General features: G+C 51.9%; 20 protein-coding genes and 1 tRNA gene. 13 read left to right on the plus strand and 8 right to left on the minus strand.

The annotated features are described in order from the left end of the window. Nucleotides 1-425: ribosomal protein S18-alanine N-acetyltransferase (gene rimI / locus VMT71_09505; protein HVN24198.1), on the minus strand; the 425-nt coding region annotated here is incomplete at its 3' end. After that, nucleotides 412-1,155, minus strand: coding sequence for a molybdenum cofactor guanylyltransferase (locus tag VMT71_09510; GenBank protein HVN24199.1), 744 nt, complete (start codon nucleotides 1,153-1,155; stop codon nucleotides 412-414). The genes rimI and VMT71_09510, both read right to left, overlap by 14 nt. A 77-nt stretch (nucleotides 1,156-1,232) precedes the next feature. On the opposite strand from VMT71_09510, the gene VMT71_09515 reads away from it, so the two are divergent. Both VMT71_09515 and VMT71_09520 read left to right on the plus strand, forming a co-directional pair. Then, the gene (locus tag VMT71_09515) at nucleotides 1,233-1,718 is read left to right on the plus strand and encodes a TRAP transporter small permease (protein ID HVN24200.1); all 486 of its coding nucleotides are present in this window, start codon (nucleotides 1,233-1,235) and stop codon (nucleotides 1,716-1,718) included. Further along, nucleotides 1,711-3,012 (plus strand): TRAP transporter large permease, encoded by a 1,302-nt coding sequence (locus tag VMT71_09520; GenBank protein ID HVN24201.1) that lies wholly within the window; start codon nucleotides 1,711-1,713, stop codon nucleotides 3,010-3,012. The genes VMT71_09515 and VMT71_09520 overlap by 8 nt, the downstream gene beginning before the upstream one ends. Nucleotides 3,013-3,233: 221 nt before the next feature. Here the strand turns inward: VMT71_09520 and VMT71_09525 are convergent, their stop codons facing one another. Then, a complete protein-coding gene (locus VMT71_09525; GenBank protein HVN24202.1) occupies nucleotides 3,234-4,661 on the minus strand; it encodes a DegQ family serine endoprotease in 1,428 nt (475 codons plus the stop codon). A gap of 237 nt (nucleotides 4,662-4,898) precedes the next feature. On the opposite strand from VMT71_09525, the gene VMT71_09530 reads away from it, so the two are divergent. Next, nucleotides 4,899-6,065, plus strand: coding sequence for an ATP-binding protein (locus VMT71_09530; protein ID HVN24203.1), 1,167 nt, complete (start codon nucleotides 4,899-4,901; stop codon nucleotides 6,063-6,065). A 157-nt stretch (nucleotides 6,066-6,222) separates the two neighbouring features. Here the strand turns inward: VMT71_09530 and VMT71_09535 are convergent, their stop codons facing one another. After that, nucleotides 6,223-7,092 carry an IclR family transcriptional regulator gene (locus VMT71_09535; protein ID HVN24204.1) on the minus strand — a complete coding sequence of 290 codons (870 nt, stop codon included), beginning with the start codon at nucleotides 7,090-7,092 and terminating at the stop codon, nucleotides 6,223-6,225. Between the two features lie 163 nt (nucleotides 7,093-7,255). On the opposite strand from VMT71_09535, the gene VMT71_09540 reads away from it, so the two are divergent. From VMT71_09540 to VMT71_09565, 6 genes are all read left to right on the plus strand, one after another. Next, nucleotides 7,256-8,560, plus strand: a complete 1,305-nt coding sequence (locus VMT71_09540) for a 4Fe-4S dicluster domain-containing protein (GenBank protein HVN24205.1) — start codon at nucleotides 7,256-7,258, stop codon at nucleotides 8,558-8,560. After that, nucleotides 8,553-9,293 (plus strand): heterodisulfide reductase-related iron-sulfur binding cluster, encoded by a 741-nt coding sequence (locus VMT71_09545; GenBank protein HVN24206.1) that lies wholly within the window; start codon nucleotides 8,553-8,555, stop codon nucleotides 9,291-9,293. The genes VMT71_09540 and VMT71_09545 overlap by 8 nt, the downstream gene beginning before the upstream one ends. Before the next feature lie 26 nt (nucleotides 9,294-9,319). Then, nucleotides 9,320-9,589: a hypothetical protein gene (locus tag VMT71_09550; GenBank protein HVN24207.1), complete on the plus strand. Its 270-nt coding sequence runs from the start codon at nucleotides 9,320-9,322 to the stop codon at nucleotides 9,587-9,589. A 1-nt stretch (nucleotide 9,590) separates the two neighbouring features. Further along, on the plus strand, nucleotides 9,591-11,549 hold the full coding sequence (locus tag VMT71_09555; protein HVN24208.1) for an aldehyde ferredoxin oxidoreductase C-terminal domain-containing protein: 1,959 nt from the start codon (nucleotides 9,591-9,593) through the stop codon (nucleotides 11,547-11,549). 25 nt (nucleotides 11,550-11,574) lie between these two features. Next, nucleotides 11,575-12,078, plus strand: a complete 504-nt coding sequence (locus tag VMT71_09560) for a 4Fe-4S dicluster domain-containing protein (GenBank protein ID HVN24209.1) — start codon at nucleotides 11,575-11,577, stop codon at nucleotides 12,076-12,078. A gap of 146 nt (nucleotides 12,079-12,224) precedes the next feature. After that, nucleotides 12,225-12,491 carry a MoaD/ThiS family protein gene (locus tag VMT71_09565; protein ID HVN24210.1) on the plus strand — a complete coding sequence of 89 codons (267 nt, stop codon included), beginning with the start codon at nucleotides 12,225-12,227 and terminating at the stop codon, nucleotides 12,489-12,491. Between the two features lie 151 nt (nucleotides 12,492-12,642). Here the strand turns inward: VMT71_09565 and VMT71_09570 are convergent, their stop codons facing one another. After that, the gene (locus VMT71_09570; GenBank protein ID HVN24211.1) at nucleotides 12,643-13,911 is read right to left on the minus strand and encodes a hypothetical protein; all 1,269 of its coding nucleotides are present in this window, start codon (nucleotides 13,909-13,911) and stop codon (nucleotides 12,643-12,645) included. Nucleotides 13,912-14,062: 151 nt separating this feature from the next. Here VMT71_09570 and VMT71_09575 point away from each other — a divergent pair. The 3 genes from VMT71_09575 to VMT71_09585 all read left to right on the plus strand — a co-directional run bounded on the left by VMT71_09575 (nucleotide 14,063) and on the right by VMT71_09585 (nucleotide 16,457). Beyond that, a tRNA-Phe gene (locus VMT71_09575) sits at nucleotides 14,063-14,135 on the plus strand. 186 nt (nucleotides 14,136-14,321) lie between these two features. Further along, the gene (locus tag VMT71_09580) at nucleotides 14,322-16,187 is read left to right on the plus strand and encodes a DUF1420 family protein (protein ID HVN24212.1); all 1,866 of its coding nucleotides are present in this window, start codon (nucleotides 14,322-14,324) and stop codon (nucleotides 16,185-16,187) included. Nucleotides 16,188-16,193: 6 nt separating this feature from the next. Further along, nucleotides 16,194-16,457 (plus strand): hypothetical protein, encoded by a 264-nt coding sequence (locus VMT71_09585; GenBank protein HVN24213.1) that lies wholly within the window; start codon nucleotides 16,194-16,196, stop codon nucleotides 16,455-16,457. A 37-nt stretch (nucleotides 16,458-16,494) separates the two neighbouring features. Here the strand turns inward: VMT71_09585 and VMT71_09590 are convergent, their stop codons facing one another. The 3 genes from VMT71_09590 to VMT71_09600 all read right to left on the minus strand — a co-directional run bounded on the left by VMT71_09590 (nucleotide 16,495) and on the right by VMT71_09600 (nucleotide 19,276). Then, nucleotides 16,495-16,965: a tetratricopeptide repeat protein gene (locus VMT71_09590; protein ID HVN24214.1), complete on the minus strand. Its 471-nt coding sequence runs from the start codon at nucleotides 16,963-16,965 to the stop codon at nucleotides 16,495-16,497. Between the two features lie 124 nt (nucleotides 16,966-17,089). After that, on the minus strand, nucleotides 17,090-18,289 hold the full coding sequence (locus tag VMT71_09595) for a helix-hairpin-helix domain-containing protein (GenBank protein ID HVN24215.1): 1,200 nt from the start codon (nucleotides 18,287-18,289) through the stop codon (nucleotides 17,090-17,092). A 3-nt stretch (nucleotides 18,290-18,292) separates the two neighbouring features. Further along, nucleotides 18,293-19,276, minus strand: a complete 984-nt coding sequence (locus VMT71_09600; GenBank protein ID HVN24216.1) for an NlpC/P60 family protein — start codon at nucleotides 19,274-19,276, stop codon at nucleotides 18,293-18,295. A 150-nt stretch (nucleotides 19,277-19,426) separates the two neighbouring features. Between VMT71_09600 and VMT71_09605 the strand changes: the two genes are divergently transcribed. Further along, a complete protein-coding gene (locus VMT71_09605) occupies nucleotides 19,427-19,600 on the plus strand; it encodes a 4Fe-4S binding protein (protein ID HVN24217.1) in 174 nt (57 codons plus the stop codon). Nucleotides 19,601-19,858 lie beyond the last annotated feature (258 nt).

Genomic DNA, 19,858 nt, shown 5'->3' on the forward strand with positions numbered 1-19,858 from the left:
CTCCCGCAGGCAAGGTGCATTACCAGCGCGTCCTCGTTTGTCTTGGTATAATAGCGTTTGCGCCTTCCGATCATTTCAAAACCGAACTTTGTATATAAGTCTATTGCGTCCTGATTGCTTTCCCGCACCTCCAGAAAGAAGTGGGCAGCGTTTCTCCCCTTGAGAAGCTGGATCACGTGGTCCAGGAGCCTGCTTGCGAGTCCCTTCTTTCGATAATCGGGGTGCATCGCAAGGTTCAGCATGTGCGCCTCTTCTGCAATGAGGTAGAAGTTGACGTAGCCCAGAAGAGTACCTGTCGCTCCCCGAAGCACAAAATTGAAGGAATGCGGAAATGAGAGCGTCTCTTTGAAGAGCCTGCGAGACCAGGGATCCGCGAATGACTTCTTCTCTATTTCAAGGACCTCTTCAAGGTCAGACTCCTTCATTTCCGTTACCGTTACGGCCAGCGATGAAGCGTTCTGCGCGGTCAAGGTCCTCCTCAGTATTGATATTGGTAAATATCGAGACGCCATTGTTAAGAAAGAGCTGCGGCTCTTCCACGACTTTAACCTTGAAATACGGGAAAAGCTTACTGATCCCTATTTTCCCCTCCTCAATTGCCCTGAGCATGTGCGAAAGACACGATCTGTTATAAATGGCGTGCAGAGGCTCATACCCGGCTGGTGTCCGCGGTATGATTATGTGTTCACCCTGGACCACGTCCACCATGCGGGTGATCGTTTCCTTTCGCAGAAAGGGCATGTCGCAACCGAACACGAATACGTAATCCGTCCGCGCATGCAGCAATGCGGATGCGATGCCCACCAGAGACCCTTCTATCGGAATTGCATCTTTCATAATGGGAGATTCAATGCCTTCTATTGCCGTGTGATGTTTCGAGATCACGACGACGTCCGGTAGAACCGCTTTCACGGTGCGATATACATGCGCTATGAGGGGTCTGTTTTTGAAAGGCAGGGTGGCCTTGTCTCGCCCCATTCTTCTCGACCGGCCTCCTGCCAGGATTGCGCCTGTCATCAACATCCGCGATACGATCCCTGAAACACCCCTACGCAGACCATACGGCTCGCTGGCTCTATTGTGCAGATTGCCATCGTGCTGGAATCTATTTACCATCTTTTGGCGCACGAGTAAACATGCTGCGCTCAATTGCATACAGTTTTTTAAGAATTGGCTTGACAATGTGGCGGGATTACAGATATCTTGTGCAAAAAGTCCCGAAAGGAGAAGCCATGCAAGGTGGGTTCAAAGGACTTGTTTACGGGCTCAGTCGAGTCATGCAGGTGGTGGCCGGGGTCTTCCTCGTTTTCATGATGCTCCTTACCACCTTCGATGTTATTCTCCGCATTTTTTCCCGACCTATCATCGGCACGTACGAAATGGTGGCCCTTTCAGGGGGCATAGTCATCGGCTTCTCGGTGCCTATCACTTCCTGGGTGAGGGGCCAGATATTCGTCGACTTCTTTTACCAGAAGTTTCCGAAGGGTGTGCAGGACGTTTTCAATTACGTGACAAGAGCCATGTCCATGGTGCTCTTCCTCTTCACCGGCGTGAACCTGTTGAGAATGGCGACCGACATGTACAGGTCCGGGGAAGTCTCACTGACACTCCAGCTCCCCTTCTACCCTGTTGCGTACGGGATTGGGTTTGCTTTTTTCGTGCAGATCCTGGTCTTGATCGTGGACATGCAAAAGATCGCGGGAGGTACCTATGAATGAGGTAGTGGTCGGACTCATAGCTATGGCAGTGCTGCTGCTCCTTTTTCTCACGGGTATAGAACTCGCGTTTTGTATGGCAATCGTTGGCTTTGTCGGATTTTCCTACTTGGTCGCCACGGCCGCCGCCTTCAATCTTCTGGCCAAGGATTTCTTCGATTCGCTTGCGTCGTACGGATTCACCGTTATTCCGCTCTTTATTTTCATGGGACAGATCGCCTTTAATTCGGGCATAGCCAAGAAGCTGTTCGAGGCGGCGCATCGTTTTATCGGGCATATCCCCGGCGGCCTCGCCCTGGCGACTGTTGTCGGTGCCACTATATTCAAAGCTATCTGTGGTTCGTCTCCTGCCACCGCTGCAACCTTCGCCAGCGTGGCAGTGCCTGAAATGGACCGCTACGGTTATGACAAGAGGTTGTCTACCGGCATTGTTGCCACAGTCGGCACACTGGGCATCCTCATCCCGCCAAGTGTCACCCTGATCGTATTTGGGGTTATTACCGAACAGTCGATCGGCAGATTGTTCATGGCAGGTCTTGTCCCCGGCCTTATGATCAGCGTCTGTTTTATGTTCATCATCGTCGGGTGGGCCAAAATGAATCCTGCTATTGCACCCAGAGCAGACAGGTCTCCATGGTCTGCCCGCTTCGCTTCTGTCCCGGAAGTAGCCTGGCCCGTCATTATTTTCCTGGTCGTCATCGGTGGTCTTTTGAAAGGTTTTTTCACACCGTCGGAAGCAGGAAGCATTGGCTGCTCTGCGGTCATAGTGCTGGCTCTTCTGAAGAGATCCCTTGGATGGAAGGCCTTTGTGAAGTCGGTCGACGAATCCCTGCGTACTGCCTGCATGGTCATCATGCTCATTGCGGGCTCCGCTGTCCTTGGCCACTTTATCGCGGTGACCAACATACCGATGCTTGCCGCAGAGTGGATTGCGTCGTTGCCTGCGCCTCGCTGGATCATTATGATCGTCATTTCTTTCTTCTACCTGCTCGGGGGGTCATTTATCGATGACATGGCGTTCATGATCCTTGCCACACCAATCTTCTATCCTGCGATTTTGAAACTGGGGTATGATCCCATGTGGTTTGGTATGATCATAGCCATAACCGTTATGGTTGGCGTGGTTATCCCTCCTGTGGCCATAAACGTGTTTGTGGTAAAGAATATCACCAAGACCCCATTCAGCGTCATCTATGCGGGTGTCTACCCGTTCCTGCTGTCGCTTCTTTTCGTCGGCATTCTGCTCTTCATCTTTCCCTCGATCTGTACGTTCCTTCCGAACATGCTCTATAAGTGAAAAAAGCAATCTAAGTTCTTGAGAGACAGCCCGCGAGCCCAGCGGGTTGTCTCTTTTCGGCGATGACAGGTTTGTTGAGCGCCTAGGACGATTGTGACGCCAAGTTGAATTCGTAAAGAGAGCGAGGCGCTCAAGGCCTGGTGAATGGAGGCGTACTTAACGTACGTCGGAGTGAGACAGGGCACAGGCAACGAAGCTATGTTTGCGAATTCAACTTGGCGTTAGGGGGCGGTCATTGCAACATAGAACGTACTCCCCGCCCTCTTCACCAGAACAAGCAAGGAGGCACCACTTTTGACCTGCCTGACAAGTGTCCGATACTCACTTAAGTTCCGCACGGAGAAGCGGTTCAACTCCTTGATGATATCTCCCGCCTGTATGCCTGCTTTTTCAGCAGCACTTCCCGGAGCCACGCTCACCACCACCACGCCTGTGCGGTCTCTCAGCTGGAATTGACGCTGGTACTTCTCGAGTATTGCGTCCACCTGCATGCCGAGATCAGCCCCGGTCTGTGTGCGTGCCGTTGGAGCCGTCGTCTCACGGGGCGCTTCTGTAATCTTTATTGCTATATCCTGTTGCACACCTTTTCTCAGCGCACGGACAGTGACGGTGTTATTGATGGGTGTCTCGGCCACAAGACGCGACAGGTCACCCGTGGTCTTGACTTCTTTGCCGTTAAATCTGACGATCACGTCGCCCTTCTGCACGCCTGCAGCTTCAGCCGGTCCTCCCGGGAGCACGTCAGCTACGAGAACCCCGCCGCTTTCTTTAAGCCCCAGTGCCTGTGCTATGTCAGGGGTCATGTTCTGCAGCGTCAGGCCGAGCCAACCGCGGGTGACTGCGCCTTTTTCTCTTAGCTGTGTCGTGATCAATTTTGCTGTGTTGATTGGTATCGCGAAGCCTATGCCTTGGCCTGAGGCGACGATAGCCGTATTGATGCCTATGACCTCGCCTTTGAGGTTGAGCAAAGGTCCCCCGCTGTTCCCCGGGTTTATGGGCGCGTCGGTCTGCAGGAAGTTGTCGTACGGTCCTGCGCCGATAACGCGGCCTGTTGCGCTGATGATGCCTTTAGTGACGGTTTCTTCCAGACCAAACGGGTTGCCGATGGCAATAACCCAGTCGCCGACCCGCATCCTTTCTGAATCGCCCAGAGAGAGAGGTTGCAGGTCTTTAACCGGCGTGGAGATCTTGATGAGGGCAAGATCGGTCTTGGGGTCTCTTCCTACGATACGTGCTTTGTATTCCTTCCCGTTTACCTTAACTGTAATTTCATCGGCTCTTTCCACCACGTGGTTGTTGGTGATGATATAACCTTCTTTATCGATAATGAAACCGGACCCCAGGCTCCTGCGTTTCAATTCTCGGTCGGGCACTTCGTTCCAATGACGCCTAAAGAAATCACCGAGCGGGCCCTGGTCGTCCGGGCCGAAGAAATGACTGAAAGGATTGCCCGGAACCTTCACGGTTGCAGTGGCGCTGATGTTCACGACCCCGGGCTTCACCATGTCCACAAGGTCTGCTAGCGAAGGCGGAAAGACCGCGATGTCCTGGGCGCGTGTCTTTGTCTGAGCGAACACTCCGGCACAAACCAGGAGGCATACGAGTGCGATACAGCATAGTGACAAAGGAAGGTGTCTCGAACTGTTCATATAAACTCCGTCCGGGCGTAGAGGTTGTTGATTAAGCGTGTATAGCCTACCATGTGAGGTGCTGCTTTTTAAAGATCGGAGAGGGACTGTCTGCTCTTGCGCCTGACAGATGCGTGGCGCATGAGTACCGCGGGCCTGCCCGCGGAGGTTTATCATGCTTCAGGAGTCCGTTATTGCTTTGCAGCGTATGCAGTTAACAGTTATAATGGTGTATTAGGGACACGTAAGGGGGTGGGTGTGCTTTCGGAAGGAGTACCGTATGCAAAGCTACATTTCATCAAGGAGAAGTTGGGGCTGTCGGATCAGGATCTCAGAGCGCTTGATCCTTACCGTTCGATCTTTGTCCAACGCAAGGATGAATTCGCTAAGTACTTCTTTGATATTTTTGACGCCATCCCCGAGACTCATCTCATACTCGAGCATGAAGGTCGGGCTTCGTTCCTGAAAATAACGTGGGCGGCATGGTTTGAGTTCCTTTTCACGACACGACTGGACGACCCGCTGCTCGGCTATCTCTGGCGCATAGGGGTTCGCCACGTTGAGGTGGCACTTGATCAGAGGTTCTCAAACCTTGGCTTTTCGACGATACGCCAGTTCTGTCACGACATCCTGCTTTCCGAAGCTCCCCAGGACCAGGTGGGGCCGCTCCTCAATACAGTCAGCAAAATGCTTGACCTCTGCCTCCTGATCGAAACAGAAGCTTACATTACCAAGACCACGCGTTGCGATCTGGAAGTAATGAGAGAGGTAGCGGACAGAGTGCGAAATCCGGTTACTGTAATCGGCGGAAACATCAGAAGATTGCAAAAAAAGGTGGACACTTCGAGCAAAGAGTACGATCTGCTCCAGCGACTGTTTGAGGAGAACCAGAGGCTTGAAGGAATGATGCAGGACATAAAGGTTTACATGGAAGTCTTCGCCGCAGAGCCGGTCGTTCAGGATGTTGATTTGTCCGAGCTTATCGGTCGTGTTCTCGAGAAACTGCGGGGGGAAGATCCGGCAGAGAGAAATCGGGTGACTGTCCGCGTGCAACTCGATCATGAAGCGAGCTGCGCCGTCGGGGATGCGGATGCGCTTCAGCGCCTCTTTTACTATCTGCTCCAGAACAGTTTTGAGGCTGTCACAGCGGATTCAGGGCTTATCGCGGTTTCCTCTCGCCTGGAGGATACAAGCAACCTGCGAGTTGAAATATTCAACAACGGCGCCACTCCAAAGCCTGAAGAAACGGAACGCTTGTTTGCTCCCTTTTATTCTACAAAAGTGACGGGAACCGGCTTTGGTCTGGCAATAGCACAGTTGCTCGCGAGAAAGCATTACGGGAAGGTTGATCTAGTACCTCTTGCCGAAGGCGGCGTGCGGGTGACGGTCACGTTGCCGCGGGCACAGCGCAGCGCTGACAAATAGCCCCAAATAGTCTCCAAATTCCAATATTCAAATCTCAAACAATCTGCCAATATCCAAATTCACAAACTAAGACCGCCTGTTACGATGGTCTCACCCTCGAAGCATTTGACATTTAGTGAATTTGAAGATGGTTCGGAATTTGAGATTTGGGATTTGCTTAACCTAGGGCTGGCTTCTTGCTTTGTCCGACCAGAACTTTCATCATCTCCTCGACGTTGCCTGAATAAATAGGAACGATTGCGGTTTCGATCGCCCGACTGATCAGTTTGGTGGTGTTTCTTACCTGCTCCACGATTTCGCCGACTTTCCTCTCATCTGTCGCGCTGGTAAAGCAGACGACCCAGACGATGCCCACGAGCCGCTTTCCAGCATGTATGGGCGCTGCGACCGCCGTAGTCCCCTTGAGGAACTCGTCAAAATCGAGAGCGTACCCCTGCTTTCTGACTCTGGCGATTTCAGCAAGAAGAACGCCGACGTCCGTTATGCTCTTTTCCGTGAAGCGGGGCAGGCCTTTTTCTCCAAACAGGCTCCTGATCTCAGTGTCCTGCATGAAGGAAAGAACAACCTTTCCCGTGGCGCCGGCTGCTGCAGGGATTTTTGCGCCGACATGCGATGAAATCTTCAGATCCTTCCTGGCTTCGATCACATCGAGAAACTTGACATGATTGTTTTGTTTCACCCCCAAAATCACTGTTTCAGCCACCTGTTCCGCCAGCTGTTCAAGGAAAGGGTGTGCCAGTACAGCGAGGTCAGTGCGCTTGAATACATTAGCTGAGAGCTCAAAAAGGCCATGGCCCATTGTGTACTTCTTCGAGGCCGGATCCTTGACCACGAATCCTTCCGCCTGTAAGGCCTTTAAGATGCCGAAGACGGTACTTTTGTTTATTCCGAGGGTCTGAGATATCTGCGTCACCCCGAACTGATTGTGATCCCGGACGATCAGCTGAATGATCTCTAGAACCCTCTTTATGATGGGAGCGGTATACACGGTTCTTAATAGAGAACACCAAACCTGATCGATTGTCAATACAGTCTTTTGGCCAGTTTGCGGAAGTTGCAAAACGCTTGACAAAGATATCCGCTTCCTGATATAAATAGCTGTTTACGATAGAAAACATATGGATAGCGCCCTTCGGTATACAATCCGTCAATCGTAACCAATGATGATCTCAGGAGGGAACGAAAACAGTATGCAGAGAACACCCGGCATAATGGTTATCGAACCCTCGTCTGAGCAGGGCAAACGCAGGGCAGCCGGAATCTTCTCCCACAAAGATTCATACCTTGATCAGGACGCGATCAAGGCAAACTTGAAGGAGATTCGCACCTATGCCAAAGAGAATCACGCATCCCTGCTGGATCAACTGAAAAATAGTCTAGGACAATATTCTGATATCAAGGTCACCTTCGCGGAGAATGCGACAAGTGCGGCCGTGCGCATTCGTGAAATAGCCGGTGCCACGACCCTGGCCTCCATGAACAAATCGAATGTCGTGGTGAACGAACTCCGCCCGGAGCTTCGCGCCATGGGTTTTCAGACCTACCTGCGCTATTTTACGGAGTTCAATAACTTCGACATTGCCACATTCAAAAAGAAGGTCGAAGACTATTGGGCTGTGCCCGGCATGCATGGAAGGGGTCTGGTTGAGTCTTTCGGGGTGGCCAGGCAGTTCAACGAGATTAGCTCGTCGGAAACCCGCGATTACGTGGCTGTACTCGGTGTTAATGCGGCCTCGGCCCAGGATGGAACGCTCTATTTTCTGCAGCACATGTCGAACATATCGAAGGACCTGGAGCAGGCCAGGAAGATAATATTCGTGGTGAGTATTGAAAAAGTGCTGAAGGATAAAGAGGCAGCCCTTTTTCATACGCGCTCCATGGGTATTTTTGGACTGGAGAGTGTGCTTCTCGATCTTGATCCTAATCCTGCGGAAGTCTACAATTTTGATTCATTGCCGCTCCTGTCGGGAGACGGGCGGGCCAGAGAGGTTCATCTTATCATCCTGGACAACGGGCGGACTGCGTTGCTGAACAACGGCTATGAGGAACTCTTCCTTTGCATCGATTGTAGGGCATGTGCTCGCCAGTGCCCTATCGCCAAGCACCTTATGGTGGAAAGACAACTGGTCTACAGCCCGAAAAACTATGTCCTCTCGTTCTTGCAAGGCAAAGTGTCGCCGCTGGATGAATGTCTGCACTGTGGTCGGTGCGAAGTGGAATGCCCGGTCGCGATCGATGTACCCACACTCGTCTGGAAGACACAGATAGAGTACTACCAGAAACACGGAAGGAGCCTGAAGAAAAGACTGCTCGATGATCCGGAGATTCTTGCAAAGCTGGGATCTCTCACCGCACCGTTGGCGAACTGGGCCGGCAATCTTCCCATTGTCAAGAGAATCATGGAACTCACTGCAGGTATCCACCACCAGGCTAACCTGCCTACGTTCCACCGCCGTACGTTCAGGGATTGGTTCAAAGGAGGCCCCCGTGGATAAGAAGGTTGTCTACTATACCGGCTGCTGGGCCAACTACTATGGACCAGACATCGGTCAGTCATTTGTGGAAGTCATGAGAGCGAATGGCTTCGAGGTTCTTGTGCCCGAGCAGAAATGCTGCGGTATGCCGATGATGGCCAATGCCAACCTAAAGGGCGCGGAGAAAAATTTCCAGTTTGTGATGAAGTCGCTCTATGCGGCTAGCTCGCCGGGCTACGATGTCATCACGACCTGTCCCAGTTGCAACATGATGCTCCGCAAAGAGGGCAGGAAGTTTTTTGACAGCGAAGAGGCGAGATATGTGGCGGAGCATATTCTGGATGCGGATGAATTCGTGTTGCGTCTGCACCGTGAGGGTAAGCTCAACACCGCATTTGGCGAGGTGCCATTGAAGGTCTTTTACCACAACCCCTGTCACTTGAAAGTACAGGGCCTAACCAAAGAGCCGCTTGATCTTCTGAAATTGATCCCGGGTGTGGAGGTTGTCGGTACGAACTACAACTGCTGCGGTTTGAGCGGTTCTTACGGCATGAAGAAACAGAACTATAAACGTTCGGTAGAAATCAGCCAGAAGGTCTGGGATGAGGCGAAGAACTCCGGAGCCTCTGCTGTAGTGACGGAATGCGGAGGGTGCGGGTTACGCATTAAGGAGGGCACCGGCCTCACAATCGTGCATCCGATGGTGCTTTTGAGTAAAGCTTACAAGGCCTATAAAGCCAGTAAGGCTGCATAGCATAAGATTACATTAGGAGGGCGAAAATGGCAGAAGAAAAATTATCTACACAAGAAGCTGTTGCCAAGACCAGGACGTATGGTCAGTTCAGATGTCTTAACCCGAGCTGTACATCCAGGCTTTCGGCACAGCCCGGCCAGCCCACGGTCAAATGCGCGAAGTGCGGCTCCGAGTGGCGGGTGGCATGGGTAAAGGCGGGTTTCCCGAGAGTGCGCGGGCCGGTGTGGGAAACAAGTGAGCGCTTGGCTGAGGAAGCAATGGCAAAGAAAATGGCGGAGAAGAAGGAGGGAAAGTAAGATGGCATTAAACAGAAAAGTTGCTATTATCAACCTTACGACCGGCGAGATAGAGTCGAAGCCTATTCCCATCGATGTGCGGAAGAAGTTCCTCGGCGGGCGTGGAATGAACGCGTACCTGCTCTATAACTATCTGAAGCCCGGCGTTGATCCTCTTGGTCCTGATAATGTCCTCGTGATAGGGATCGGCATGCTTGCGGCAACCATGGCATCTGCGACCTCCAGGACGGACGTGATGGGGAAATCACCTCTCACCAACATGCTCGGCAGCACAAACATGGGCGGCTTCTTCGCGGCGGAGCTGGCACTTGCCGGCTACCATCACCTGGTATTCCTGGGAAAGGCCGAAAAACCTTCGTATCTCTGGGTACATAACGGCGAGATTGAGATACGCGATGCCTCACATGTCTGGGGAAAGAGCGTAACCGACACGCAGTGGGCTATCCGGAAAGAGATGGGAGATGAGGACATCAAGTTTGCGGTCTGCGGTCCCGCAGGTGAGAATCTGGTCCGCTACGCGAATGTCATGACCGGCATCAAGAATTCAGCTGGCCGTACGGGCATGGGTGCGGTCATGGGATCGAAGAATCTGAAGTGCGTGGCAGCGAGAGGCACGATGGATATAAAGATCGCTCATCCGACACAGGCTCTCGAATACAATAAGAGGTTCATTGACCTCATCACGAGTGCGAAGGTTAATCAGACCATGGGTACGCTCGGCACACCCTTCATCTGGGGCGCGACCAATTCGTGGGGCGGTGTCCGGACAAACAACTTCCAGTATAATCAGCTCAGGTATGCTGACGAGATCGAACCTGAAAACCTGGATGAGATTTCCAAGGCCACGTGCGGTGAATATAACATGACCGCATGTTTCAACTGTCAGGTGCACTGCCGTGCAAAATATAAGATCCCGCAGAGCCCGCTCGCTGAGAAGTTCGGCCTCGTCGGAAAATACGATGAGGGTCCCGAGTATACTTCACAGGGTGGATTCTGTTGCGAGCCCGGTTGTACCGACGCCGCAACCCTGCTCTGCGCCAATCACCTTGTCGACCAGTACGGCGTCGACAATTTGGAGATCGGCAGCATGATCGCCTGGGCCATGGAGCTTTACGACTATGGCATACTGACCAGCAAAGACACCGACGGCGTCGATCTGAGATTCGGTAATGGTGAGGCGGTGCTTGAGATGATCCACCGCATCTGCCAGAGGAAGACATGGCTGGGTGACACGTTGGCGGAAGGTCCCATCAGGGCGGCCCAGAAAATAGGTAAAGATTCGGAAAAGTATCTCATCCACGTCAAAGGCATGAGCAACCTGCACTCTGATGAGCGCGCAACGCCTGGTCTTGCACTCAACATCGCGGTTTCTTCGAGGGGCTCCGACCACCTCAGAAGCAGGCCCGCAATCGACCTCTATCACCTGCCGAAAGATGTCATGAAGAGGATCTACTCGAGTCCGGTGCCTTTCGAGGGGGAACTCAGTTCCGACCACAGGTCCTACGAAGGAAAGCCGTGGCAGGTCTTCTGGCAGGAGAACTGCTTCATGGGTGTTGACTGCATGGGCATCTGCAAGTATCACACGACCTTTCTGGGCGCGACGCTTCCCAATTTCGAAGACTGGGCGAGAGTTGTTCATTACAACACGGGCCTGGAACTTACACCCACTGATATCTGGAATGGCGCAGAACGGTGCAATATGATCGAGAAACTGGTCAATATCCGCGAAGGTTTCAAGAAGGATGATCCCCACAAGGGAGATGTGCTTGCCGACCGGTACCACAATGAACCGGCTAAACGTGGCGCGCCCGATGTTATCGGCGCTACAATCGATCGCGAAAAGTTCAAGGCGATGAGAGCTGAATTCTATAAGCATAAAGGCTGTGACGAGAACGGCATACCTACCCCGGAGACCCTGAAGCGACTCGGCCTCGAGAATGAGCCGTCTCACTTGCTGTGATTGAATCTAAAGGAGGAAACGATAGATGGAAGCAATGGCAAAATCACTTGTAGTCAATCAGGAGAGATGTACGGGTTGCCGGCTTTGCGAATCTGTCTGTGCGGTCAAGCACGACGGCGTGGTCAACCCGATGAGGGCACGCATTAAGATAGAGAAATGGGAACACGAAGGGCTCTACGTCCCTATGATCTGCCAGCACTGTCAGGATGCGCCCTGCATGAACGTCTGCCCGGTGAAAGCTATTTCCCGAGAAGAAGATCTGGCCAGGGTAATGGTCGACTATGACAAATGCATCGGCTGCCGGTCCTGCGTGGCAGTCTGCCCGTTTGGAGCCATGAACTTCAACACGATAGATAGAAAAGTCATCAAGTGCGACCTCTGCGACGGCGATCCGCAGTGCGTCCGTTTCTGTGACATCAAAGCCGTTGATTATGTGGACGCTGCAAAAGTGTCTATCTCCAAGAAGAGAGATGCGGCGCTCAGGATGACATCCGCACAGAAGAAGGCTGCGGAGCTTTTGGAAGCATAATGGTAAACTAAAGAAGGTTTGAGGGGCCGTGAGCCAGAGCGGGATGCTCAAGCCACGGCCCTTTAGACAGGAACGGGAAGAAGAGAAAGAATTCTACGATTAAAAGTCGTATAAGAAATAATGACTAGGCGACAAGGTGGAAGTACATGAGTGTAAAGGTAACCCTCCACCCCTACTTGACCGAAGGCGGGGAAGCGATACTTGAACTGGATGGGAATACCGTACGAGAGTGTCTCAAGAATCTTGTGGGGCGCTTTCCTGCCATGCAGGCAAAGCTTTTTGCTAAGCCTGATAAACTGCACGGCTACATAGAGATTTTTGTCAATGCACAACCGACGGTTCCGCTGGAACTGGCCTTTCCTCTTAAGGACGGGGATGAGATGGCGATACTTGTCTTTCTCTCCGGCGGCTAAATACTAATTCGCCTTCACGCGCCTACCTTCGTTGACCATCAGCCTGTTCCATTTTGACGTACTTCAGTACGCCTGCAATGGCCCAAGCCTTGGCTCGCCTCGGTATCCATCTTGAATGCGAATTAGTATAAGGCAGTTAGCCTCTTGGGGCTCATGTGTGGTTCCACCACTCGATCCACGTGCCATCCCGTCCGAAAGTCACCCCTGTTGTCTCTTCAATCTGCCTTAGCCAGTGCCCAAGAGCGGAGCCGTGGTGAATTATGAGCGGGGTACTGTGCTCGGGGAGTATATCCTCGAAAAGCCGATGCAGCACAATGTTCCTGTCCAATTCTGGTACTGTTTCGCCGTCATCCCACGGTGTGGGGTGGATGAAGCCATGCACTGCTCCTTCGTCTCTCCGGTAAAGCAGGGTGTCCCCGAATTGATCCTTCAGGCGGCGTAGCAGTTCTACGCACTCGGTAGTCTCTGCCACCGACACTCCCTTGTTGAAATGCGAAAGAATCTTTTCGCTGAAAGACTCAAAGCCGATAGATGAAAACATAATACGCAGCCCTCGCTCGCGGGCTGTGGTCAGTATCTTTTTGAGGTTCTCTGCCTGTTTTGTCACGGCATCTACCCGACAGACGAGGTTTACCTGTGACAGTTCGATCTTTGCTTTTGCCGTTTCGTCGAGAAGAGCCTGCAGCGTCGATATTGGATACTCATCTATCAGCTCAAAAGGAATTTTCCTGCCTTCCTTTTCAGACAGATTGGTGATCTGTGCAAGGAGCGATGCTCCAGTCACGTGCCCCTGAAACCCTTTATCCCAGGCGACATCGCAGAAGACGCAGCCGCAAGTGTGCGCAGTCAGCTTCGGCACTTTATCAGCAAGCGATGCAGGAGGATCGAGTACGACCGCGGATTCCTTTTTTGCATAGGGGCACCCGATAGCAGCGAGTACCTGCGCTACCTCTATGCTCAGTGGTTCGAGCTTCTTAGTGAAGGTGTGAAGATTAGACCAATCCACGTTTAGATAAAGATCAGCCCTCCACCCGGATTGAATGATACAAGTCCTTTCTTTGACGTGCTCCGGTCCAAGCCCTTCGACGGGGCCCTGGACTACAATATCTATTCGATCCTTGAGCCCCTGAAACCTATGGGGAAATCTGTCACTCTCCGGCTCGCCCGTGTAATCTTGGAGCGCCTGTGGCCCTCCCAGAATGATGGTAAAGCCAATCTCGCGAAGAATGGTGATCAATTCAAAAATATCTTTTCTTCCGCTCAAATGGGAGAAGCCGATTATTCGTTCCTTGCCTTTGTAGTGCTCTTCGGCAAAAGAAAGAAATAGCTCCTTTTCAAAGTCGCGCGTGAGGCCCACCGCCATGGACGGAATGGCAAGCTGTCTCGAAAAATAGGTAGCTGCCACCTGAGCGCCAAGCAATCCATGCGGCTCGCCTGTATGATGAGTGCAGAAAAGCATCTTTCCAGGATATGAGTGATACTATGTCATATCCCTCGCTTCAATGCAATTGTCGATATATGCGCGGAAATTCTTGACTGCTCAAGGGTCTTATGTTTAAATTACAACCGTTGCCGGGGTAGCTCAGTCGGTAGAGCAGGGGACTGAAAATCCCCGTGTCAGTGGTTCGATTCCGCTCCCCGGCACTTCTCTCACCATTGTAAACTATACCCAACCCTTCCGTTAAATAGAGATTTCCTCCGGATACCTAGAGTGGCATTCTTTGAGCGCCGGCCTCAGTCTGTCAAAGCAGAGACCCTGTGCACTTCAGATGTAAGCCTCTTGCATAGCGTGGTTAGTGAACTCGGCATGAATCTTGAATCGTTTGTGGTGTGAGCGGTCATTTCCTAACCCTGAACGACTGGATTCCTGCCCCTCCGTTGCCTGCCGTGCTGTCCATCTTGATGGTGCTGGGGTTCAAACATCTGGGTGGTCGTCTCTGCCAGTTGCTATTTCGCGATTCAAACGATGCGTTGCGTGCTGCTTCGAGTTTTCTGGTTGCCATCGCGGTAGTAGCAACTGCACTGCAAATCATGCTTGTAGCATGGAAGATACCCGTCCAGCTATTCCGGGGTCTCGCATGGGCGCTTGCAGGTCTGGGTCTTGTGGAGATTTGGTCCATATGCCGTGCCGGCATCTTTCCTTCATGGAAAAGGGTTCCGGGCTTTCTTTCGGAACTGAGATTCATCGAACGCGCTACCGCCTGCCTTCTCCTGTCCGTATGTGCATGTCTTGCGCTTCTGGCACTCTCACCTCCGACGGACGCAGATTCGCTCGATTATCATCTGGGAGTGCCTCTTGAGTTTCTTCGAAGGGGAACTGCCTATCCTCGGTATGACTGGTTCCACGCGCGCCTCATAGGTTCAGGAGAAGTGCTCAATATGCTGGGACTGGCTGGAGGGACTGACATCCTGAACGCAACCCTGTCTGTGGCCGCTCTCTTTGCCCTTCTTATGGCGGTTATTTCGAGATTGGAGACAGGCAGAGACAGGATATTTGCTTTGGGCTCTCTCATAAGCTGCCCGTTCCTGCTCTTTCTCGTGCCCAATCAGAAGCCGTTTCTCTTGCCTGTTGCGGCGAATACCTTGGCGCTCTTGCTGCTATCCGAACGTTTCCGTTCTCTTGACGGACGATCAATCATGCTGGCTTTCGGATGCTGTTTCTTCGCGATGTCATGCAAATATTCCTTTTTGTTGTCAGGGAGTGTTGTCCTGTTTTTCGGCATGGTTGCAGCGTATATTTCCCGGCGTGCTGTCGTGGCCATCACTCTTGCGCTGGTGTTTTACCTGACGATGGTCTTTCCCATGGAGCTACAAAAATTTCTCTTCTACGGGGACCCTATTTCTCCCATGCTTGAGGTATTCAAGGAGCACGGCGATGCCGGCCTGACGAGGTTTGCACAGTATGTCCGTTATTACAGCATGTCTACTCTTTCTTTTCCACTCGGCATTATCCTGCCGGATACGGTGGGCAGGCTGAGCTCAGTTCTCGGTCTCGGGGTTCTCTCGTGTTGCGTCGTTCTCTTCAATGCGAGACGTTCGATCGTCATGGTAACAGCAGCCCTTGCAGCGATGACGGTCAGCTACTGCGCGGGCGCGCGCTCAGCCGGCTATTACCTCGAGCCTTGCATGTGGTTTTGCATAGCTGCTGCATCCGCGCCATGGAGCAAGAGGAAGAGCGTAATGCACTGGCTGCTGGTGGGCCAGGCAGCCGTGATGCTGCTTTTCTCCGGGTTCGGCGTGGCAAAGCTTTTTCCGGGCGCAGTAACGCCTGCACTGCGGGAGCACGTCATGAATGAGAACGCGCACCAGTACGCGATGATGCGATGGCTTGACCGGATGCTGCCGGAACACGCCGTCGTGCTGAGTACGCTTCGCTCTCATGCCTTGATGCCGCGCCCTTTTGCAGCCAAAGACATCGTGACCTGGACGGATTGGACGTCTCAGAGGGAGAGGGAAAAGAGCTTATCAATTCTCAAGTCACACAAGCTTGACACATTGGTGGCCGAACCTGCTGCGGCTGGAGAGCTGGCAGACAGGATCGAGGCGCGGTGCAGAGAAACGGTGGCAATGTCGGAATCGCTGCCGTTAGGCACGCGAAATCCGTGGAACAGAAGAGATAGTACGAAATTAGCTGTATATGGTACATGCTTTGCAGGTATATCTCCTAGATACACAGATTATGTCGTCAACAGGTGATGAGCCATGGGTCCCGAACTACATGCCGAACAGATGCCGGAACAACAGACAGATGATCAGCTGAGACCGCAGCCGCAGCAGCCCATACCTCACGTCAGGCGAGTGCGCCGCAGGAGAAAGCGGACTTTCAAAAGCAGGATCAAAAGGGTTCTGAAGAATTCTGGTGCAGATAAAAAACTCTACGTTGTGGTTGCAGGTGTGATCGGATTGGTGGTAGCCCTCTACCTCTATGATCTTCTCTTCGTCATTTTTCCGATGAAGGTGAAGTGATCCATGGTGCGTGAGAGAAGTCGAAAGAAGTCAGTGATTATTTAGCGGGCTGGCCGATACGCTGGAGCGCGGTTTCCGCAAGGCTTCTCAGAATGCTGCTTGAAGTTCTGCTTTTCACATCGAGGTAGATTGACCGTGCATCCTCATTCTTGCCCTGAGTGTAGTAGATTTTGGCGAGATAGAGTTTTGCAATTTCGTCAAGATGTTTGTGGCGGGAAGCCGACACAGCCTTGAATGCCGACTCTGCCTTCTGCAAGGCTTGGCCGCTGCCGTTTGTCGTGAATTCCTGATACGCAGCGACTCCCTCTTCCAACTGATACTGCAGCCTGTCATCTTCTCTGCTCTCGTAGATCCGGTATCCGGTCAATCCGAGGCCGATGACTATGAGCGCCGACAGCACAATGATGCAGAGTCTTACGTGCTCTTTTATCCACGTGGTGGCGCGCTCCAGGGCAACCATCATGAAATCGGGTTTCTTGAGGTCCTCTTTTACTTTTCTTTTTGTCATGGCTTAACTCTTACGCTCACAATCCCGAGACTTTCTTCTCAGGCCATTTGCAATTTGTTTGTATTAGCCCTAACCTCAACCGTGGCTTGCGTCGCCAGTATTCCATCACATGAAGAGAAGGAAGTCAATACGACGATTGTGGTAAGTAGTCACGCGCAGCCCGCACGTAGACCCTCAGCCGCTGTCTATTCTTTTCGCCGATAACGGTGGATAGCTCTTCCTCTGTCATTCTCGCGAGTTGAGGCACTGATTCTATCCCTGCCTTCCGCAGTTTCTCGACGTTTGCCATCCCCAATCCTTTGAGATGGAGAAGCGCAAGAGTTTTTCTCTCCCCGGAAGTAAGTTCTTGTGGGTCTATGGCGAAGCTGGTCTTTACATGCTGGCTTTTCAACTCTTCGCGTTTGCTCACGGGGAGGAAGTTGAGCTGGTCGATAGTGTCGGTGAAAGAAAAGACAGTGTACCGATCGATCGCCGCAAACGACATACAGGAGAAGGCGAGGGCCGCGGCGATGATTGCGGCTTCATGTCTTCTCATTGACAGGTTAGGGCGAATGAGCGCCAGGAACAACATTGTTTCAAGGGAAAAAAGGATAAAACCCAGATAGCCTGGGGCAGGCATTTCGAAAAGTTTGAAAGATTCGAAAAAAGGCACAGTGTATACCCATTTCGCAATGGCCCAATAATTCCATGTCTCCCAGAGGAAGCCACAGAAAAGCCCTGCCAGGGCAGAGGCTATGAGATTGCCTGCCTCGCCCTCCTGCAGGTCTTTCGTGAAGCACCAGTACCCCTTCGACTGATTGTAGCCTTCAAGGATCGGGATCAGAAATAGCCATGCTAGAAAAAAACAGTGTGCCGGAAAAAGCATGAACACAGGAAAGAGAAGGACACCGAAAAGCATGGAATACCTTGGTGGGACATGAAAAGAAAGGGGGCGTACACGGATACTCCCCAGAAGTTCAGAAAAGGCCTCCTTGGTGATATAGAGCCCTGGAATGACAGTACCGTAGGCGAGCAAATAACCGGGGAATCTAATGAGCACGCTGGAAGGCACATTTATGTAGTACCAGTTCTGAATACGGAGATTGATGAGCTCGAAGACGCACCAGAAGGCAGAAGAGATAACGATCAGAAAGGGTAAGGTCCTGTTAAGGATCAGAAATCTTCTATTTTTCAGCGCCAGCGCTGCGTCCAACCCGACGATGTATGACCACCAAGCCACCATATAGAACTGGTACATGAAAGGTTCGACACGGCAGGCAAGAAGTACGTAGCTCGACAGATGAACGCAAGCGGATACGAAGAGGACAATAAGGGGAAGACTCACTGACTAACTGTTGTTACCGGACTCTTTCGAAGAACTGTTGTGGGTTGAATCAGCTGGATCGGGCTGCAATGTCTTTACACGTACTGCACCCATGAATCTCTTTGAGTAATAATCTTCGGAGAGACTGCTGATTCTCACGCCCTGTCTGCAATAGGATGAAGCATGGATGAACCTGCCTTCGCCAATATAAATGCCTACATGAGTAGGATAGGTGAACTGTTTTCTCGTTCTGAAGAAGACAAGGTCGCCTGTCGTCAGGTCGTTACGGGATACTTTTGTCCCCGCGCAATACTGCTCGCGAGCGCTTCTGGGGAGCTGCACTTCAAAAATGTCGTATATCTTCTTAACGTAAGCAGAGCAGTCGAGGCCTCTCACTGAATCTCCGCCGTAGCGGTAAGGAGCGCCGGCAAAGCTTTTCGCGACTTTGACGAGCATTCCCATCTCATCCTCGCTCCGCCACTTCTTCAGTGAGTAGCTGCTGTTCATATCCGGCGAAAGGGCGACAATCTCATCATCGTTTTCGCCTTCAGGTTTAGGCAGACGAATAATTCTGCCCGGCGTTAAACCTTTCTTTTTGATATTGTTAAGATCAACGATATCACTCTTTTCGATATCGAATTTTTCGGCAAGGGTCTCCAGCGTATCACCTTTTTCAACTTTATAGTGAATGAACTCACCAACTGTCTGGTCCTCGTTACCAGCTGTCGTAAAAGTCCGCTGCTTGTTGATCCGTCCTTTTGTTGTGTTCTTCTGTTTTGAAGAGGAAACCGTGCCTGAGCTCACAACGAGAATCTGCCCCTTTCTCAGGCTGTCCGAGGTGAGCCCGTTCAGGCTCTTGAGTTTATCAACCGAGATCTTACACTTCTTAGAAATGCTACCGAGGGTATCACCACTCTTGACTTTGTAGGTTCCCGCGGAGAACGCATAGCCTGAACCCAGCAGGAGTACAAATGAGACAACTGCAATCAGCCCGACACTCTTCCCCACAACCCGTTTCCCTACTGCAAACATTGTCCAATTTAACTAGGAATAAAGCTGTGTGTCAAGAAAATTTTTTTATATTTTTCTATTGACATTCATTTGCAGTCTTGCAATATGTATACGTATTGGTGATATCTATTTCAAGGAGGTAATGAGATGCCAGCGAAAGTCGACGAAGAAACCTGCACCGCATGTGGGGCCTGTGCTGAGGTCTGCCCGGTAGACGCCATTACTGTTGAGGACTCGGCGAAAATCGATGCAGAGGCTTGCACGGAGTGTGGTGCCTGCGTGGAAGAATGTCCGGTAGAGGCCATTAAGCTGGAGGAGTAAGGCTAAGACCCTTTTGCGACCACGTAAGAGGATGGGGCCAGCTGCTCCATCCTCTTATTCCACGCGCAGTAGATTCTGTTAGTGGAGTACGTTCCCCCTACATCCCCCTCACCAGCGCTTCAGAGATATCCAGGGCTTTCATGGTTTCAGACTGCGCCTTGTCCTTGATGGCATCCTCCATCATGATCAAACAGTAGGGGCAGGCGGTGATCACGGTGTTGGCAGAGGCGGCAATGGCCTCATCCAGCCTCGCGTGGT

This window comes from Syntrophorhabdales bacterium, assembly GCA_035541455.1.
Taxonomy (GTDB): Bacteria; Desulfobacterota; Syntrophorhabdia; order Syntrophorhabdales; family WCHB1-27; genus JADGQN01.

Bases quoted from the DNA above. Each gene is read 5' to 3' on its own strand.
- VMT71_09510 (HVN24199.1), bottom strand. From the start codon at position 1,155: ATGCAATTGAGCGCAGCATGTTTACTCGTGCGCCAAAAGATGGTAAAT.
- VMT71_09515 (HVN24200.1), top strand. From the start codon at position 1,233: ATGCAAGGTGGGTTCAAAGGACTTGTTTACGGGCTCAGTCGAGTCATG.
- VMT71_09520 (HVN24201.1), top strand. From the start codon at position 1,711: ATGAATGAGGTAGTGGTCGGACTCATAGCTATGGCAGTGCTGCTGCTC.
- VMT71_09525 (HVN24202.1), bottom strand. From the start codon at position 4,661: ATGAACAGTTCGAGACACCTTCCTTTGTCACTATGCTGTATCGCACTC.
- VMT71_09540 (HVN24205.1), top strand. From the start codon at position 7,256: ATGCAGAGAACACCCGGCATAATGGTTATCGAACCCTCGTCTGAGCAG.
- VMT71_09550 (HVN24207.1), top strand. From the start codon at position 9,320: ATGGCAGAAGAAAAATTATCTACACAAGAAGCTGTTGCCAAGACCAGG.
- VMT71_09555 (HVN24208.1), top strand. From the start codon at position 9,591: ATGGCATTAAACAGAAAAGTTGCTATTATCAACCTTACGACCGGCGAG.
- VMT71_09560 (HVN24209.1), top strand. From the start codon at position 11,575: ATGGAAGCAATGGCAAAATCACTTGTAGTCAATCAGGAGAGATGTACG.
- VMT71_09565 (HVN24210.1), top strand. From the start codon at position 12,225: ATGAGTGTAAAGGTAACCCTCCACCCCTACTTGACCGAAGGCGGGGAA.
- VMT71_09585 (HVN24213.1), top strand. From the start codon at position 16,194: ATGGGTCCCGAACTACATGCCGAACAGATGCCGGAACAACAGACAGAT.
- VMT71_09590 (HVN24214.1), bottom strand. From the start codon at position 16,965: ATGACAAAAAGAAAAGTAAAAGAGGACCTCAAGAAACCCGATTTCATG.
- VMT71_09605 (HVN24217.1), top strand. From the start codon at position 19,427: ATGCCAGCGAAAGTCGACGAAGAAACCTGCACCGCATGTGGGGCCTGT.